Below are 15895 nucleotides of genomic sequence, written 5' to 3'. Positions count from 1 at the left end.
AAGTTCTAAAAAGACCAAGGAAGAAAATTCCTCGGTCAAATTGCAAAACTCTGTGTAAGATGTAAAAACTCACGCTCTTTGTTTTTTTCGTCAAATTCTTCTTGCAGACGCATTTTCTTTAGTTTTGAGAAAATTTCTTCTGCTGCACTCCACGGTTTCATAATAAGCATCATTTTCGTCTTTGATTTGTTAATATCAATTTCTAAAATTTGTTCAGTAAAACTGTGCAGGCAAACGCCTGTACTGTCAAATTCAGAAACTAAAATAAAATCACCTACTTTATAATTTGAACCATACGGCACCATATAATAATCACAACCACGAAAATGAACTAACTGATGCGTTTGCGGTGTAATGTGAAGATGTTGAAATGTTTGCTGTGTCATAATAATCACCCACTCCTCTAAAAACTAACGATGTGACTTCCTATAACTAATATAGCAACATTTCATTAATTTCTCAAAGGATATGAAGTGATTTTCTCTTTTTTTCTACATAACTTCAAAAATTATAATTATTTTTTCGTATTTCGCTCTAACATTTTATTTTTCCGTCACTGCAAGAGTGTTAATTCGTTGAATTACTTGATTGTTCATCACCGTTTCGCTTGAAAGTTGAATTCTATTTTTTTCCGTTCCACCACTAAAAAAAATTATATCAATCATACCTTTTTTGACATTCAACTGATACTTTTGAGACAATTCATCTAAATCATAAATAATAGGATAAAAATAAATCATGCGATTCATGGCACTCACTTCTTTTTCCTTGTTCATCAATTTCAACAAATTCGTGTATTCTTTTCCGTTTGGTATCGCAAAAATTACTGTAACAGCGGGTTTTTCTTTTAGTAGTTTGTCTAGTTCATGGTAATGAATCGTCTTTACTTTATTCGGATAAAGAAAGTCATTGTTCACCAATACTTCCATTTCTTTTGCTCGAATTTTCTCACGTGCCGAGGGGAAAATCGAATAACTAGCAGCGATTAATACGCCAATCATAACCAAAAACAGCAACGCTTGTTTTCTATAATTTTTTTGTGCATAAACAAACCATTCTTTCACTACATCAAGTACATATAACAAATTTTCCATCATTTCATTCCTTTTAGGGGTGTCCTTTATTATTCTTCCCCTAAATATAACAAATTTCTTTGTCCGCTACCAGTATAATGGTTATATTCTTTGTTGTATTCAAAAAAATTCTCAAGCTCACAGATTATCAATGCCATTTTACATAAAGTCTGGTAAAATAGAATTGTAAGAAAAACAAGGAAAGTGATAAGGAGTGATTTTATGTCTACAATTGGAAATTACAAAATCGAAGATATTAAGAATGGAAACGTTTTATTCTCGGCGATTCGTTCAACCGTGGAAACTGCCTTTTATGCCAATACCGTCTCTCGTGTGAAAAACACCGAGGAAGCGTACAGATTAGCAGAAAAAGCAAAAGGCGTAATCAAAACAAGTCTACCAATTTATCGTGCAGAAGATTTAGGGTTACCAAGTGAAGCGAGTGTACTTGTTTTCAATGACGGTGAAATCGTGGGTCGTACTGCTGCTGCTCGCAAAATTATTGGGCAACCAGAAGTTGACGAGGCTTATTTTGCCAAACTTGTGCGTGAGGCAATGTATCAGCTTAATCTCAAGAAAACTTTAACCTGTGACGTTGTCGTAGGGCTAGATGAAGCATTTATGATGAAAAGTCATCTTCTCTTGCCAGAGGGATATGAAAATAATATTTTAAGCTATATGCTCAATTTCCAAGCGATTACTTCGGAGTATGAGGAAATGTATGCCAATTCTACTCCATACAATCAAGGGGATATTTTTATCGTTGGTGATCCTGATTGGACGCACCCTGATTTTCCGCATGGTATTGCTCTTTTTGATCCACTTCACAATACTGCTGTGGTGCTTGGATTGCGTTATTTTGGCGAATTTAAAAAAGGAACGCTCACTCTTGCTTGGGCGGCAGCTCATAGAAATGGCTTTGTTGCGTGTCATGGCGGTATGAAACAGTACACTTTGGCAAATGGTAAAAAATACACAATGGCAGCCTACGGTCTCTCTGGAAGTGGAAAATCTACGATTACTCTTGCAAAAAACGCAGATAAATATGATGTAACTGTATTACATGATGATGCGTTCGTCATTTCCAAAGAAGACGGTTCTACTACTGCTCTTGAGCCTGCTTATTTTGATAAAACGCAAGATTACCCAATGGATAGTGAGGCGGTAAAATATTTCCTTACTTGTCAAAATGTCGGCGTAACCCTTGATACTACGGGAAAAAAAGTGCTTGTAACCGAAGATATTCGCAACGGAAACGGACGAACAGTCAAATCTAAATTTGTCACACCAAACCGTGTCGACCATTTAAAAGAGAGCATTGATGCTGTCTACTGGATTATGAAAGACGACTCCTTGCCACCAATTGTCAAAATTGAAGATGCCACTCTCGCTGCAGTATTTGGCTTGACACTTGCCACCAAACGCTCTACTGCTGAAAATATCGTGGGCAAAGTAGACATGGATGCTCTCGTTATCGAGCCATTCGCCAATCCATTTCGTGCTTATGCTCTTGGCGAAGATTTTGAGGATTTCAAAAATCTATTTGAGCAAAGAAAAACCGAGTGCTATATCTTAAACACAGGATTTTTCAACGATGAAAAAGTCAAACCACATCACACTCTTTCTTCGATTGAAGCAGTGGTCGATGACGAAGTTGAATGGAAAAACTTCGGTTCTATCGAAGGAATGAAATATCGTGAAATTGAAGGGTTCACCCCTGATTTTTCAAATGCTGATTACGTGAAGAAATTAATTTTCAGAATGGAAAATCGTCTCGATTTCATTCTCAAAAAGAAAACAGAACTTGGCGGCTACCATGCTTTACCTGACGGCACGGAAGAAGTCGTTCGTCAAATGATTGAAGAACTCAAAGAAAATCTAGCATAATTATTGAGGGCAAGAAAATACTTCTATTCTTAAAACATAGATTGTACTTCTTGCCCTTTTTAGTATTTCCTTAAATCTTTTTCTGTCTATAAAACAATTTTTTTGATATGATTGTATCATTATTATTGTTATTGTTTCGCTTAAAATTAGGAAACTAGTAACTTTAGTTAAAAATAGAAGGTAATCATCATGAAAAATAGACCGAAAATAAAAATTGGACTTCGTACAATCAAAACTGCTATTTCAGCAACACTTGCCGTCCTTGTTGCCAACGTATTTCATCTTGAATATGCAGTAAGTGCTGGAATTATTGCGGTGTTAAGCGTGAGCAATACCAAAAAAAGTACGATTATTACAGGCGTGAATCGCCTTTTGAGTTTACTAATCGCAATACTCCTCGCTGCTCTACTTTTTCACACGCTAGGATTTACTCCTATTACGTTTGGTATCTATTTGTTGTTATTTATTCCAATTACCACGTATCTTGGAATGAGCGACGGCATTGTGGTCAATTCTGTTTTAGTGACGCATTTTCTGATTGAAAAGCAAACGAGCTTGCCACTTATTTTAAACGAATTACTTTTGATGTGCATTGGTGTTGGTTTTGCATTAATCGCTAATCTTTATATGCCAAACGACGAAAAAGAGCTTGCTGAAAATCAGTTGGAATTAGAGTTGGAATTTAAGGAAATTGCAGGTCTCCTTGCAAGTCATGTCAATCGAAAAATGGAGGCGGAGCAACTTTATAAAAGATGTCACAAATTACTTCTTTTTACTGAAAAAAACGTTACGATTTCGCAAAAATATATGGAAAATCATGTGTTTTCACGAAATGAATTTTTCTACAAATATTTCACCATGCGTCAAATGCAAGTAAATATTTTGTCAGAAATTCTTCAGCACATGATTAAACTGGAAGTCGATACCGAACATTTTGACGAAATCGCCCGTATTTTTGAAAACCTTAGTCTGACTTATGCAACCAATAATGACGGAAAAATCCTTTTAGAGCAAATTCAAAATGCATATGCCAGCTACCGAGAAATGCCCCTACCGAAAACACGGGAAGAATTTGAAAATCGTGCTGGTTTATTTCAAGTATTGCAACTGATTGAAGTGATGATACAAGTGAAAAGGGAATTTGTAAGAGAAATGGAAAATTAAGGGAATCTCTAAAAATTCCGGTTAAAACAAAATTAGCTATTTTGGGTAAGCGTGAATTTTTAGAGGCAACCTTGCTATTATCCCTAAGTTTTTTGAAAAACTTTTGACAACACTCTTGAACATTGGTATAGTGATAAAAATAGTAAAAAATGAAGGAAAATCATTTTTAAGTCTGATTTAGCGGACTGAGTAAATGAGAAAATATTCTTATTTTTTAGTATTTCAGCAAAAATACGCATATATATTCAGAATTTTTATACTAAATGGAGAAAAAAATTTTTCTGGGTGTAAGGCTGATTGGAGGGAAACAATGAAAGTCATTTCTAAAGACTCATCAAAATTATTTGAAACTTTTTTTGATGCACAAAACCAAGATAATTCTCGTGTACAAATGGGAATTATTACACTATTACCGGGCGAACGACGACCTGAAAAAGATTTTGCTCGTCACGAGCAAGATGAATTTTCATATGTCGTCTCTGGCGTTGCACATACAATATTAGAAAACGGTGAAGATATTGTTGGCAAGGCAGGTGATGCCCAATTGATTGAGGCTGGCGAAGGGCATATCAATTACAACGATAGCAATGAAGAGGCTGTTGTTGTCTGGTTTTTAGTGGAAAGATAACTTCTGCTGATTTAATTTTTTTAATGAGAGGAAAAAAACAAAATGAAAAAAAGAAAAACACTCATCACACTGAGCTTGTTGGCACCTATTTTACTAAGTGCTTGCTCAAATGGAAACGAGAGCAAAAAAGAGGAAACACAAGAAAAAACGGTTCATCTCATGTCGCAAAGTGAGTTGACAACACTAGATTCAGCGGCATTGCTTGACTTTCCAGATGCGATTACGCATACTGCTGCGTTTGAAGGACTTTACACGCTTGATGACAAAGACAATGTCATTCCTGCTGCTGCAAAAGAATTGCCCGAAATTTCTACGGACGGTTTGACTTATACAATTACACTTCGTGAGGGAATGAAGTGGAGCGATGAAAAAGCAGTGACGGCACATGACTTTGAGTACGCATGGAAACGAGTGGCTGACCCGAAAAACAGTTATATTTACAGTTTCCTTATCCAAGAAACGATTCAAAATGGGGTGGAAGTGGCAAATGGCGAGAAAGAAGTCGATAGTTTAGGTGTCAAATCACTAGATGATTTGACGTTGCAAGTAACACTAAAAGAGCCTAAACCTTTCTTCACTTCACTTTTGACGTTTTCAACATTTTTCCCACAAAACGAAGACGCTGTGAAGAAATATGGCAAAAAATATGGTACAACAGCTGATTCTGTCGCCTATAATGGTCCATTTATCGTGGAAAACTGGGAACATTCGGCAACGAGCTGGGATTTGAAGAAAAATAAACAATACTGGGATAAAGACAATGTCAACGTGGAAAATATTCACTATGAAACAGTTAAAGAAGGCAATACTGCTTTGAATTTGTTTGACAATAAAAAACTTGACCTCGCTTATCTTAGCGGTAGCACTGCTCAAATGAATTTGAAACATGAAAACTTCAAATCTTATCCAACAGCTACGATGAATTATATTCGATTTAACCAAAAAAGAAACGGAAAACCTACGCCACTTGCAAATGAAAATCTTCGCAAAGCATTGGCACTTGGGATTGACAAAGACAATTTGGTGAAAAACGTAATCGCAGACGGCTCGCAAGCACTCAATGGAATGGTAACAAGTGAATTTTTCAGTAATGAAAAAACAGGGGTTGACTTCCGTAAAGATGCGGGTGACGTTATGGCTTATAATAAAGAAGAGGCTCAAAAATACTGGAAACTTGCTCAAAAAGAGCTTGGCGAGAAAGTAACGATTGAATTGATGTCAACTGATGCTGAAGTTTACAAAAAATTTGGCGAAAGTATTCAAAATCAATGGCAAGAAAACTTCTCTGGTTTAACGGTTGATGTGCGTGCATTACCAACAGAAACTGCTCTGAATCTTAGTCGTGAAAGTAATTATGATGCTTTTCTAATTTACTGGACACCTGACTATAAAGACCCAATTTCTACTTTGAAAATGCTCTACTCAGGCAATGACCGCAACTATTCTAATAAGAAATTTGATGAGTTGATTGATAAAGCATCAAAAGACTATGCTCTTGACCCTGAAAAACGATGGGAGGTATTGAAAGAGGCGGAAAAAGTTGCACTTGAAGAAACGGCTGGTATGGCAGTGTTAAGCCAAAATCAACAAACCGTTTTACAAAATCCAGATCTCGAGGGTGTGAATTTCCACACATTCGCCTCTCCATTGACATTGAAAGATTTGAAATGGAAAAATTAAAAATTGAGAATTAGTTCATGGAAGGATAAACGGAATTTTATCCTTCTATGACTTTTTTTAACGAGCAAATAAACAATAGACATTCGGACTAGAAAAAAATTTCCTTTACAAATAGAGTATTTCATGGTATAATTTTCTTCGTGAGTTTTTCACGTATTACGTTTATCCGCTGGAGAGTTCAAATTTCTATTGATAGACTGGAAAAAGGAGACGGATTAAGATGAATCCATTGATTGAAGAATTAACAAAAGAGCAACTTCGCTCAGACATTCCTGCTTTTCGCCCGGGAGACACTGTACGTGTTCATGCGAAAGTTGTCGAAGGAAGTCGCGAACGTATCCAGATTTTTGAAGGTGTTGTAATCAAACGCCGTGGTGCTGGAATTAGCGAAACGTACACTGTTCGTAAAATCTCAAACGGTGTTGGTGTAGAACGTACATTCCCACTTCACACTCCACGTGTAGCAAAAATCGAAGTAGTCCGCTACGGTAAAGTACGTCGTGCGAAACTTTACTACTTGCGTGCATTGCAAGGAAAAGCAGCTCGTATCAAAGAAATTCGTCGTTAAGACAGTTGAAAGCTTAACCTTTTGGGTTAGGCTTTTTTGGGTGTTGTAAAGGAGAGGTTCATTATAATATCCTAAATTTCCTCACTGACTTTATATACTCCCCTTCATTAAACATACATTTTGACAATCCACATCTGTCTTCCTTTGGCATTTTTAAACAAATACAAAAACTTTTTTAAGAAATTCATGAAGTTCTCTCTTTCTCTCAATCTTTGTTTTTTTCTAATTACAAGTGGTTTTCGGAATTGCACTCATCTATTTTTTCCAGATTATGCTCGTTTATGTTTCATAAAAAATGAGAATTAGCATAAAAAAAGAAACATATCCACCTTTCTTTTTTGGTACTATATTTTCAAAGGGAGGATTGACGATGGACGAACAATTGGTTAGAAAATTACGAGTAGAATCTGGAATTTCTCAACGCAAAATGGCAGAAAAAGTCTTTGTTTCGAGGACAACCTATCAAAAATTTGAACGTGGGGAATACGACCCACCAATTTCATTTATCAAACGTGTCGCTGAAGTTTTGCAAGTAGATTATAATTTATTAGTTTCAAGTAGCGTTCGCAAAAATGATATTGAAAAGGTATTAACTACACCACTTAGTTATCATGGCGAAGAATTAAATGCCAATGAAAAACTCAAAATATCTATCTTTATTCGTTTGCTAAAAGGACAGGTGAGCGAAAAAGATTATTTCTTAAATTTACTTCAAGAAGCATAAAAAAGAATGTAAGTCAGCGGGAGGCGACTTACATTCTTTTTTTTTAATGACCTTTACTTTGCCATTTAATTATTCGCTTGGTCGGACGATTGGTTTTCACTATGCGTTTTACACCATCTTTTTCAACCGATAAGAAAATAGAGTAATCTTTTTGTACAAGTTCGTGAATTTTTTCCACTTGATCTGTGAAATTGCTTTTTAGCTCTTGAGCTTTATCCGTTGCCACTTCTTTTAAACGTTCTACTGAGGTTTGGATTTTTTCTGGCACTACCATTTTTAAACATTCCTTCTTTCTCCGAATTCACTTCGTAAAATTTTGAAATTTAACTTCAGTCAAGTGGGAGTGCAAAGCAAGCTATCGCCCACTTAAATTCTTATTCTTTACTCTAGTATATCCTTTTTTTGTGAAAAAGTGGAAAATAAAGCCTCACTTCTTCCTCAACCAAATTTTTTAACCATCCATATGATTCCTCATCATTTGATAATTCACATTGCCACCGTTTAAATTGTAAACTTCTTTAAATCCCTCATTTAACAAAATGTTTTGAGCAGCATTAGCTGTTACGCCTGTATTACAGTAAACAACCACTCGTTTTTCCTTATCCAGCCCTTGAAGATGTGTCCGCAACTCTTTGAGTGGAATATTTTTTGCTCCCTCAATGTGATTTTCTGCATACTCTTGAAGAGGTCTAGCATCTATCAGCTGAAGTTCTTCACCCGCTTCTAGCCAGCTTAAAAGTTTGGCTGGAGTTATCATTTTTCCCCTTGAAAGAGCGTTGGTAAGTGCCATTCCCGTATAATTCACAGGATCTTTTGTCGTCGAATACACTGGCGAATAGGCAAGGTCCAGCTGAAATAAATCTTCTGCTTTCGCACCAAAGGAAAGAGCCGTTGCAAAAACGTCCAAACGCTTGTCAACACCAGCGTTTCCAATAATTTGTACCCCCAAGAGCTGATGCGTTTTCCTGTCTGCTACTGCTTTTATCAAGATTTTTTTATCACTAATATAATTTGGACGGTCATTTTTTTGATTATATAAAATTTCTACGTCATAACCTTGCTTTTTCGCCATTTTTTCACTCAAACCTGTTTGCCCAATCGTCAAATCAAAAAAACGTAAAATGCTCGTACCTAAAATGCCTTGATTTCGTGAACTTCCACCTGTCATGGCATCTCCTGCGATACGTCCCTCTTTATTTGCGTGCGTAGCAAGTGGTAGCCATAACGGTTTTCCATTTATCCTAGAAAATTTTTCAGCAACATCTCCCGTTGCATAAACATTTTCCAGATTGGTCTCCATGCTCGAATTAACCTGAATTGCCCCTGTTTCGCCCAATTTCACACCTATTTTTTCCGCCAGTGTAACGAGAGGTTTCACTCCTGTTGCCACAATAAAGAAATCAGCTGAAAGCTCTTGGTCGCCCTCTAAAACAAGCGTTTTCACTCGTTTGTCGCCTTGAATTTCTACAATTTCACTATTTTTAATCAGCCAAATCCCTTGACGTGTGATTTCGTCCTCAATTCTCAATGCCAAATCCTCATCAAATGTTGACATTACTTGATTGTGAGGAACCACGATAGAAGTAGCTATACCACGCTTTTTCAGCTGTTCTGCCATTTCTAAACCGACAAAACCACCACCGATAATTACAACTGAATTCGCCTCTTCTTGCTCAAGATAATTCATGATATTTTTACCAGAAGTGATATCTTTCACACTAAAAACATTTTTCGCTTGCACATTTTGGAAAACCTCTGGTGTGTTAAAATACGTCCCCGTTGCAAATACTAACTTATCAAAATGTTCCTCAAATATTTCGTCATTTTTTAAATTTTTCACGATGATTTTTTTCTCTTGATAAGAAACATCCAGCACCTCATGTCTTGTAAAAATATCAACATTGTACTTTTCCTTAAAAAACGTGGTATCACGTGGAGATAGCTCATCAAAATTTTCCACTTCTCCTGTAAAAACATAAGGAATCCCACAAACTGCGTAGCTAATGTCCGTATCTTTGTCAAAAATTACAATTTCTGCCTGTTCATCATTTCTTCGTGCCTTCGCCGCCACACTCGTTCCTGCTGCCACACCACCAATAATTACGATTTTCACATTTGTATCCTCCTTTTCAATTTGTAAGAGTTGAGGTCTGGTAAAGGGTCTCAACGTTACTTGAGGCTATGTTCACTGTTGCAGACTTCAGAATGCCCCTCTTTGCTTTTCTTTGTCTAGCTGCGAGGGGCTGAAGTTTGGCAACTGTTCGCAGTGCCGCTCGAAACTCGTTTCGAGCAAGTAAACGGCACGGCTCACTGTTGCAAACTTCAGAACGCCCCTCTCCGCTTTTCCTTGTCTAGCTACGTGGGGCTGAAGTCTGGTGGCTGTTCGCAGTGCCGCTCGAAACTCGTTTCGAGCAAGTAAACGGCACGGTTCACTGCCACAGACTTCAATTCGCCCCTCTTCGCTTTTCTTTATTCTACCATTTTTTATCGTTACTTTTATGACAAAAGGATTTTATTTGCTTGTTCCGATAATTTTTTTCGTTCTAATTTTACTACCTTTTCTGCTACATTCTCAATAAACCGTTTGTCATGCTCAATTACAATCATTGTTGGTTTGAAATTTTTGATAACGTTCTCGATTTGAACATGGTTGAACACATCCAAATAGTTCAACGGCTCATCCCAAACATAGAGTTCTGCTTGTTCTGTTAAAGATTTCGCAAGTTCTACTTTTTTTCTTTGACCTAAGCTCATATTTTCGATTTTTTGACTAAATACTTCCATTTCCATGCCGAGTTTTCGTAAATTATTGAGGAAATACTCGTAGTCAATCTTTTTCTTCTTCGCAAATTCTGACAACGTGCCTTTATTCCCTTCATGCTCTTGATGAACATAGGAAATTTTCATATTTTGAACTGCATGAATTTCTCCTGTCATTTCTCCTTGAAAATTACCTAATAGAGCGTGAATAAGTGAAGTTTTTCCTATGCCGTTCATTCCTTGAATCGCCAAAACTTCTCCTTTTTTCAGTTCAAAAGAAATTGGAAGAAATAATTTCTTTTCTGAAAATGAAAGTGTCAAATTTTCAACAGTAAAAATACTCTTATGATGACTAGGGGTGAAATTCATTTTCAATTCTCTTGTCTCCTCGATTTCCTTTAACAGACACTGCTTTTGCTCAATTTCCTTTTCCATTCTCCTCTCTAAATTCTTAGATTTTTTCATTAGCCGTGCCGCTCTTGCACCTATAAAGCCTTTATCGGCAGCACCTCTTTTTTCACCTTCTTTGTTCAAACTCCACTCTTTTTTCTCTCTAGTTGTTTTCTTCAAGCGAACGATTTCCTTTTTCAGTTGCCCGTTTTGAGCCATTTCCGTCTCATCTCGGCGTTTCTTTTGCTCCTCATAGGTGGAAAAATTCCCTTTGTAAAGCATAAGTTGTGTCTTTTCAATCGTCAGCACATGATTAACAATTTTATCGACAAACTCTCTATCATGGCTTGCTACAATAAATCCCTGTCGTTTATTTTTCAAATAGCTTGCTATAATTTCTCTTGATTTCATATCCAAATGATTAGTCGGTTCATCTATTAATGGAAAATTTTGCTCATCCAGAAACAAAAGTGCAAGCAACACCTTCGTTTTTTCTCCTCCAGATAGCGTAGAAAATGGTGAATACAAAACATCTAAATCAACATTTAACAAATGTAGCTCTCGCTCCAATTTCCATTGCTCAAACTCTCTAATTTCCTGCAAAGCAAAAAGTGTCAGCTCATTTTGATTTTCTATTTTCTCTGGGAAATAAACAACATTCATCTGGTGAATAATTTCACCAGAACAACAAAGTTCACCTGTTAACAAACGCAACAATGTCGTTTTTCCTCGTCCATTTCGTCCAATCAACCCAAGTTTCCAATCACTTTCTAACGTCAAATCAACTTTTTGAAAAACTTCACGCTCTCCACCGTAACTAAAACTCATATTTTTTAATTCAATTTTTGACATAAAAAAAACTCCAATTTTAAAATTGGAAGTTCACGAAAAAAGCATAGAATCCTACACTCTCCATTCAGCTCAACGACAAAATCATTTTTTGTACACCAAAAAAAAACGCAAACTAACCAATTTTTTTATTTTATCCAAATAGTAAATTGAGTTAGTTATACATTTTCTCACCTCTTGCTGTTTAAGTTAAGTTTATTATATGATGTTCTTTTAAAAAATACAAGGGAAAAAAGAACTCCAAAAAACGAAACTTCTGGAGTTCTGAAACACCCCTCTCTCCTCAAAACCTTAAGATCTATTTCACATAAATCCCCAACACTTGATAAGGCTCCAAGACAAGTTCTTCTTCTAACTGTTGCGTTGCGTAATTGTCTATTAAAATTTCGCCGTTTGTAAATTCTCTAGGTATTTTGACCATTGTTTTTTCAGCGAAGAAATTGTTTAAGACAAGGAGTTTTTCATCTTTCAATTCACGTAAAAAAGCGTAAACTTTCGGATGACTAGTAGCGTAAGGGTGATAACTCCCTTCTGAAATTAGCTTTTTCTCTTTTCTTAAAGCAATCAATTGCTTGTAAAAAGATAAAATGCTACCACTCTTTTTCTCCGTTTCAACATTGATTGTTTGATAACTTCTACCGACATTTAGCCACGGTGTTCCTTTTGTAAAACCTGCGTTTTTCTCACCATTCCATTGCATTGGAACGCGTGAATTGTCGCGTGATTTTGCTTGGATAATACTTTTAGCTTCAGCAGGGGGCATGCCTTTTTCTAAAAGAGCTTCATAAGCGTTAAAGCTCTCAATATCCTTGTACTCACTCATTTCACTAAACTCAGGGTCGAGCATACCGATTTCTTCTCCCATATAAATATATGGTGTTCCACGATTGAGATGAATCGCAGCAGCAAGCATTTTTGCTCCTTGCACTCGGTAATTTTCCACGTCAATAAAGCGATTCAACGCTCTTGGTTGGTCATGATTGTTCCAAAACAGAGCATTCCAGCCATTTTGTTCGCTCATTTTCGTTTGCCAACTGTGTAAAATTTGCTTTAATGCTTCAAAATCAAACGTTTTTTTCGTCCATTTTTCACCATTTTCATAGTCCACTTTTAAATGATGAAATTGAAAGACCATAGATAACTCTTTTCGTTCTGGCTGAGTGTATAAAATGCCGTTTTCAATTGTTGTAGAACTCATTTCACCAACGGTAATGCTCGAATTGTCTTGACCAAAAGTCTGATCGTTTAGCTCACGCAAATAGTCATGAGTGATTGGTTTGTCTGTATATTCAGCTTTCCCTTCGTTAATCGAATTATTTTTTAGCACTTCATCTTTTCCGATAACGTTTATCACGTCAAAACGGAATCCCTTGATACCTTTTTTACGCCAAAAATTGACTACGCTAAACAATTCTTCTCGTACACGAGGATTTCGCCAATTCAAATCCGCCTGTGTTTTGTCGTATAAATGCAAATAGTACAAATCGCTCTTGCCAAATTTTTCCCACGCATTGCCACCAAACTTCGATTGCCAATCTGTCGGTTGTTCAGATAGAAAGAAATATTCCTGATATTGCCTCTCCCCTGCCAATGCACGAGTAAACCACTCATGATCTGTCGAAACGTGATTTAGCACCATATCAAGCATTAGCTCTATCCCGAAATGTTTCGCCTCCGTAACGAGAAGTTCAAATTCCTCCATCGTGCCAAACATTTTATCAATCGCCTTGTAGTTGGAAATATCATATCCATTGTCATGCTGTGGCGAAGGATAAATAGGATTTAACCAAATCATATCAATGCCTAAATCTGCCAAATAAGGCAATTTTTCCCTAATTCCTGCCAAATCCCCAATCCCATCTTGGTTGGTATCATAAAACGATTTTGGATATATTTGGTAAATTACCTTATCCTTAAAACTCAATTTCCTCTCTCCAATCTTTGAACCTAAGAGAAAACTTCACAAGTCGTCTCTTAGGCTCACTAAATTATAATTTGGTTGCAAAGAATATTTCTTCGCCTACATTTACTTCTTTTGGTAAAGTAGTAAAATCTACTTGCCAATCATTTGCATTTGTAATCACAATCGGTGTTTGTGTGTTATATCCCGCTGCTTTGATTTTTTCTACGTCAAACGTTAGCAACTTCTCTCCACGACGTACTTTATCTCCCTGCTTGACATTACTAATGAAATGTTCACCGTTTAATTTTACTGTATCCATGCCAATATGAATAAGCATTTCTACACCTTCATCACTCATTAAACCAATTGCATGGAGCGTTGGAAAAAGGCTTGTTACCACACCATCAAACGGGGCAAAAATTTCTCCGCTCACATTGTTCATCACTACACCTACGCCCATCATCCCTGTAGAAAAAACTTCGTCCCTACATTCGGAAAGTGGTCGCATTTCTGCTTTCATTGGTGAAAAAATAGTTGTTTTGCTCCCTGATTGTATTTCTTTTGTATCATTTTCTTCCATGTTTTCAAATGTTCCCGTGGTAGTTTCTTGGGCGAGTTCACTTTTAGTTAAAATACCTGCTTTTTTAAAGAACAATGTTAAGACAAATGGTACCACAATTGCAATAATCATTGCCACCAAAAACATTCCCATATCTTGTCCTCGGATTGCTAAAATCCCCGGAAGTCCACCGACACCGATAGCATTGGCACGAATTTTTACAAAAGTAGCAAACATCCCTGCAATTCCTGAACCAATCATTGCAGCAACGAATGGATAGGCAAATTTCAAATTAATCCCGAACATTGCAGGCTCTGTTACCCCAAGCCAAGCGGAAATAAGCGACGGTACAGAAATTTGCTCTTCTTTTTTATTGCCTTTATGTGCAATAATAATTCCTAAAACTGCTGCTCCTTGAGCAATATTTGACAAGGCAATCATCGGCCAAAGATTAGTTGAACCAAAATCTGCAATTAACTGACTATCTATGGCAAGCGTGGTGTGGTGCAGTCCTGTAATAACTAATGGTGCATACAATGCTCCAAATATTCCACCAAACAGCCAACTAAACGTAGAGGTCAAACCTGCATTGACCACATTTGAAATCCCTTGACCAACTGCCCAACCGACTGGTCCTAGCACAACGTGAGCAGCAATAATCGTAGGAATTAAAGCAAAAAGTGGCACGAAAATCATCGAAATTGCTTCTGGCACGACACGTCTGAAAAATCTTTCCAAATAGACAAGTAGGAAACCTGCAAGCATGGCTGGAATGACTTGTGCTTGATACCCTCGTAAAAACAAACTGCCCACACCGAAATCAATCGTATATTTGGCAATATCTTCTGCACTCGCTCCGTTTACTGCATAGGCATTCATCAACTGCGGAGAGACAAGTGTGATCCCAAGAACAATCCCTAAGATTTGCGTTGTTCCCATTTTGCGTGTAATACTCCACGTCACACCAACTGGTAGAAAATGGAAAATCGCTTCGCCCGGCAACCATAAAAAGCGGTTGATACCAGCCCAAAATGGCGAAATGTCAACAATTGTATTCCAAACTGGCTTGCCATCAGGCGATAGTTGTTTGACACCTTCAATAACTTTTTGACCTAGAAATTCCATTCCAACGCTTTCTAAAATATTGCGAAAACCTAAAATGAGACCACCAACGATAATCGCAGGTAAAAGTGGCGTAAAAATTTCCGCTAAAACACCGACTAAGCGTTGAATAATATTTTGATGTTGTTTCGCTGCTGATTTTGCAGCCTCTTTTGAAACACCCTCTACTCCAGAGATTTTGGTGAAATCATTGTAAAAAGTCGGTACTTCGTTGCCGATAATCACTTGAAACTGTCCTGCATTGGTAAACATCCCCTTTACAGACGGGATTTGTTCAATTTTGCTCTCCTGTGCTTTTTTCGGGTCATTTAAAACAAAACGTAGGCGAGTAGCACAATGTGTAACTGCTGAAATATTTTCAGCTCCGCCAATTGCAGAAAGTAAATCTCTTGCGTCTTTTTCAAATTTTGACATGATTGTTCTCCTTTGTCTAGCTACGAGGGGCAGGAGTTGGGCGACTGCTCGCAATGTCGCTTGAAGCTAACGCTTCAAGTGAATGAACGACATAGTTCGCTGTCGCAAACTCCTGAACGCCCCTCTACACTTTTCTTTGTCTAGCTACATGGTGCTGAAGTCTGGCAACTGTTC

13 protein-coding genes are annotated in these 15895 nt (G+C 37.1%); 6 read left to right on the top strand and 7 right to left on the bottom strand.

Going from position 1 to position 15895, the window contains the following annotated elements:
• Positions 1 to 35: 35 nt before the first annotated feature.
• Positions 36 to 386 carry a hypothetical protein gene (locus B5D30_RS06465; protein ID WP_078807241.1) on the bottom strand — a complete coding sequence of 117 codons (351 nt, stop codon included), beginning with the start codon at positions 384 to 386 and terminating at the stop codon, positions 36 to 38.
• 156 nt (positions 387 to 542) lie between these two features.
• Positions 543 to 1094 carry a hypothetical protein gene (locus tag B5D30_RS06460; protein ID WP_078807240.1) on the bottom strand — a complete coding sequence of 184 codons (552 nt, stop codon included), beginning with the start codon at positions 1092 to 1094 and terminating at the stop codon, positions 543 to 545.
• 201 nt (positions 1095 to 1295) lie between these two features.
• Between B5D30_RS06460 and B5D30_RS06455 the strand changes: the two genes are divergently transcribed.
• The 6 genes from B5D30_RS06455 (at position 1296) to B5D30_RS06430 (ending at position 7724) form a co-directional block, all read left to right on the top strand.
• Positions 1296 to 2960, top strand: a complete 1665-nt coding sequence (locus B5D30_RS06455) for a phosphoenolpyruvate carboxykinase (ATP) (protein ID WP_078807239.1) — start codon at positions 1296 to 1298, stop codon at positions 2958 to 2960.
• Between the two features lie 189 nt (positions 2961 to 3149).
• Positions 3150 to 4124 carry an aromatic acid exporter family protein gene (locus B5D30_RS06450; protein WP_078807238.1) on the top strand — a complete coding sequence of 325 codons (975 nt, stop codon included), beginning with the start codon at positions 3150 to 3152 and terminating at the stop codon, positions 4122 to 4124.
• A gap of 310 nt (positions 4125 to 4434) precedes the next feature.
• Positions 4435 to 4752 carry a cupin domain-containing protein gene (locus B5D30_RS06445; protein WP_078807237.1) on the top strand — a complete coding sequence of 106 codons (318 nt, stop codon included), beginning with the start codon at positions 4435 to 4437 and terminating at the stop codon, positions 4750 to 4752.
• A 42-nt stretch (positions 4753 to 4794) separates the two neighbouring features.
• Entirely contained in the window at positions 4795 to 6432 is a 1638-nt protein-coding gene (locus B5D30_RS06440; RefSeq protein ID WP_078807236.1) for a peptide ABC transporter substrate-binding protein, read from the top strand.
• A 220-nt stretch (positions 6433 to 6652) separates the two neighbouring features.
• Positions 6653 to 7000: a 50S ribosomal protein L19 gene (rplS, locus tag B5D30_RS06435; protein WP_078807235.1), complete on the top strand. Its 348-nt coding sequence runs from the start codon at positions 6653 to 6655 to the stop codon at positions 6998 to 7000.
• 370 nt (positions 7001 to 7370) lie between these two features.
• Complete coding sequence (locus B5D30_RS06430; RefSeq protein WP_159443239.1) at positions 7371 to 7724, top strand: helix-turn-helix domain-containing protein; 354 nt, start codon at positions 7371 to 7373, stop codon at positions 7722 to 7724.
• A 43-nt stretch (positions 7725 to 7767) separates the two neighbouring features.
• On the opposite strand, the gene B5D30_RS06425 is transcribed toward B5D30_RS06430, so the two are convergent.
• The 5 genes from B5D30_RS06425 to treP form a co-directional block, all read right to left on the bottom strand.
• A complete protein-coding gene (locus tag B5D30_RS06425; RefSeq protein ID WP_078807233.1) occupies positions 7768 to 7998 on the bottom strand; it encodes a hypothetical protein in 231 nt (76 codons plus the stop codon).
• 177 nt (positions 7999 to 8175) lie between these two features.
• Entirely contained in the window at positions 8176 to 9837 is a 1662-nt protein-coding gene (locus B5D30_RS06420; protein WP_078807232.1) for an FAD-dependent oxidoreductase, read from the bottom strand.
• A 383-nt stretch (positions 9838 to 10220) separates the two neighbouring features.
• Positions 10221 to 11726, bottom strand: coding sequence for a ribosomal protection-like ABC-F family protein (gene abc-f / locus B5D30_RS06415; protein WP_078807231.1), 1506 nt, complete (start codon positions 11724 to 11726; stop codon positions 10221 to 10223).
• Between the two features lie 295 nt (positions 11727 to 12021).
• Complete coding sequence (gene treC / locus B5D30_RS06410) at positions 12022 to 13647, bottom strand: alpha,alpha-phosphotrehalase (RefSeq protein ID WP_078807230.1); 1626 nt, start codon at positions 13645 to 13647, stop codon at positions 12022 to 12024.
• A gap of 64 nt (positions 13648 to 13711) precedes the next feature.
• Positions 13712 to 15721 carry a PTS system trehalose-specific EIIBC component gene (treP, locus tag B5D30_RS06405; protein WP_078807229.1) on the bottom strand — a complete coding sequence of 670 codons (2010 nt, stop codon included), beginning with the start codon at positions 15719 to 15721 and terminating at the stop codon, positions 13712 to 13714.
• Between the last annotated feature and the right edge of the window lie 174 nt (positions 15722 to 15895).

It is taken from the genome of Pilibacter termitis (genome assembly GCF_900167335.1).
Classification (GTDB): Bacteria; Bacillota; Bacilli; order Lactobacillales; family Streptococcaceae; genus Pilibacter; species Pilibacter termitis.
This window is presented reverse-complemented; position numbering and strand designations above follow the sequence as displayed.

Excerpts from the sequence above, each read along its gene's own strand:
- B5D30_RS06465 (WP_078807241.1), bottom strand. The coding sequence starts at position 386 with ATGACACAGCAAACATTTCAACATCTTCACATTACACCGCAAACGCAT.
- B5D30_RS06460 (WP_078807240.1), bottom strand. The coding sequence starts at position 1,094 with ATGGAAAATTTGTTATATGTACTTGATGTAGTGAAAGAATGGTTTGTT.
- B5D30_RS06455 (WP_078807239.1), top strand. The coding sequence starts at position 1,296 with ATGTCTACAATTGGAAATTACAAAATCGAAGATATTAAGAATGGAAAC.
- B5D30_RS06450 (WP_078807238.1), top strand. The coding sequence starts at position 3,150 with ATGAAAAATAGACCGAAAATAAAAATTGGACTTCGTACAATCAAAACT.
- B5D30_RS06445 (WP_078807237.1), top strand. The coding sequence starts at position 4,435 with ATGAAAGTCATTTCTAAAGACTCATCAAAATTATTTGAAACTTTTTTT.
- B5D30_RS06440 (WP_078807236.1), top strand. The coding sequence starts at position 4,795 with ATGAAAAAAAGAAAAACACTCATCACACTGAGCTTGTTGGCACCTATT.
- rplS (WP_078807235.1), top strand. The coding sequence starts at position 6,653 with ATGAATCCATTGATTGAAGAATTAACAAAAGAGCAACTTCGCTCAGAC.
- B5D30_RS06430 (WP_159443239.1), top strand. The coding sequence starts at position 7,371 with ATGGACGAACAATTGGTTAGAAAATTACGAGTAGAATCTGGAATTTCT.
- B5D30_RS06425 (WP_078807233.1), bottom strand. The coding sequence starts at position 7,998 with ATGGTAGTGCCAGAAAAAATCCAAACCTCAGTAGAACGTTTAAAAGAA.
- abc-f (WP_078807231.1), bottom strand. The coding sequence starts at position 11,726 with ATGTCAAAAATTGAATTAAAAAATATGAGTTTTAGTTACGGTGGAGAG.
- treP (WP_078807229.1), bottom strand. The coding sequence starts at position 15,721 with ATGTCAAAATTTGAAAAAGACGCAAGAGATTTACTTTCTGCAATTGGC.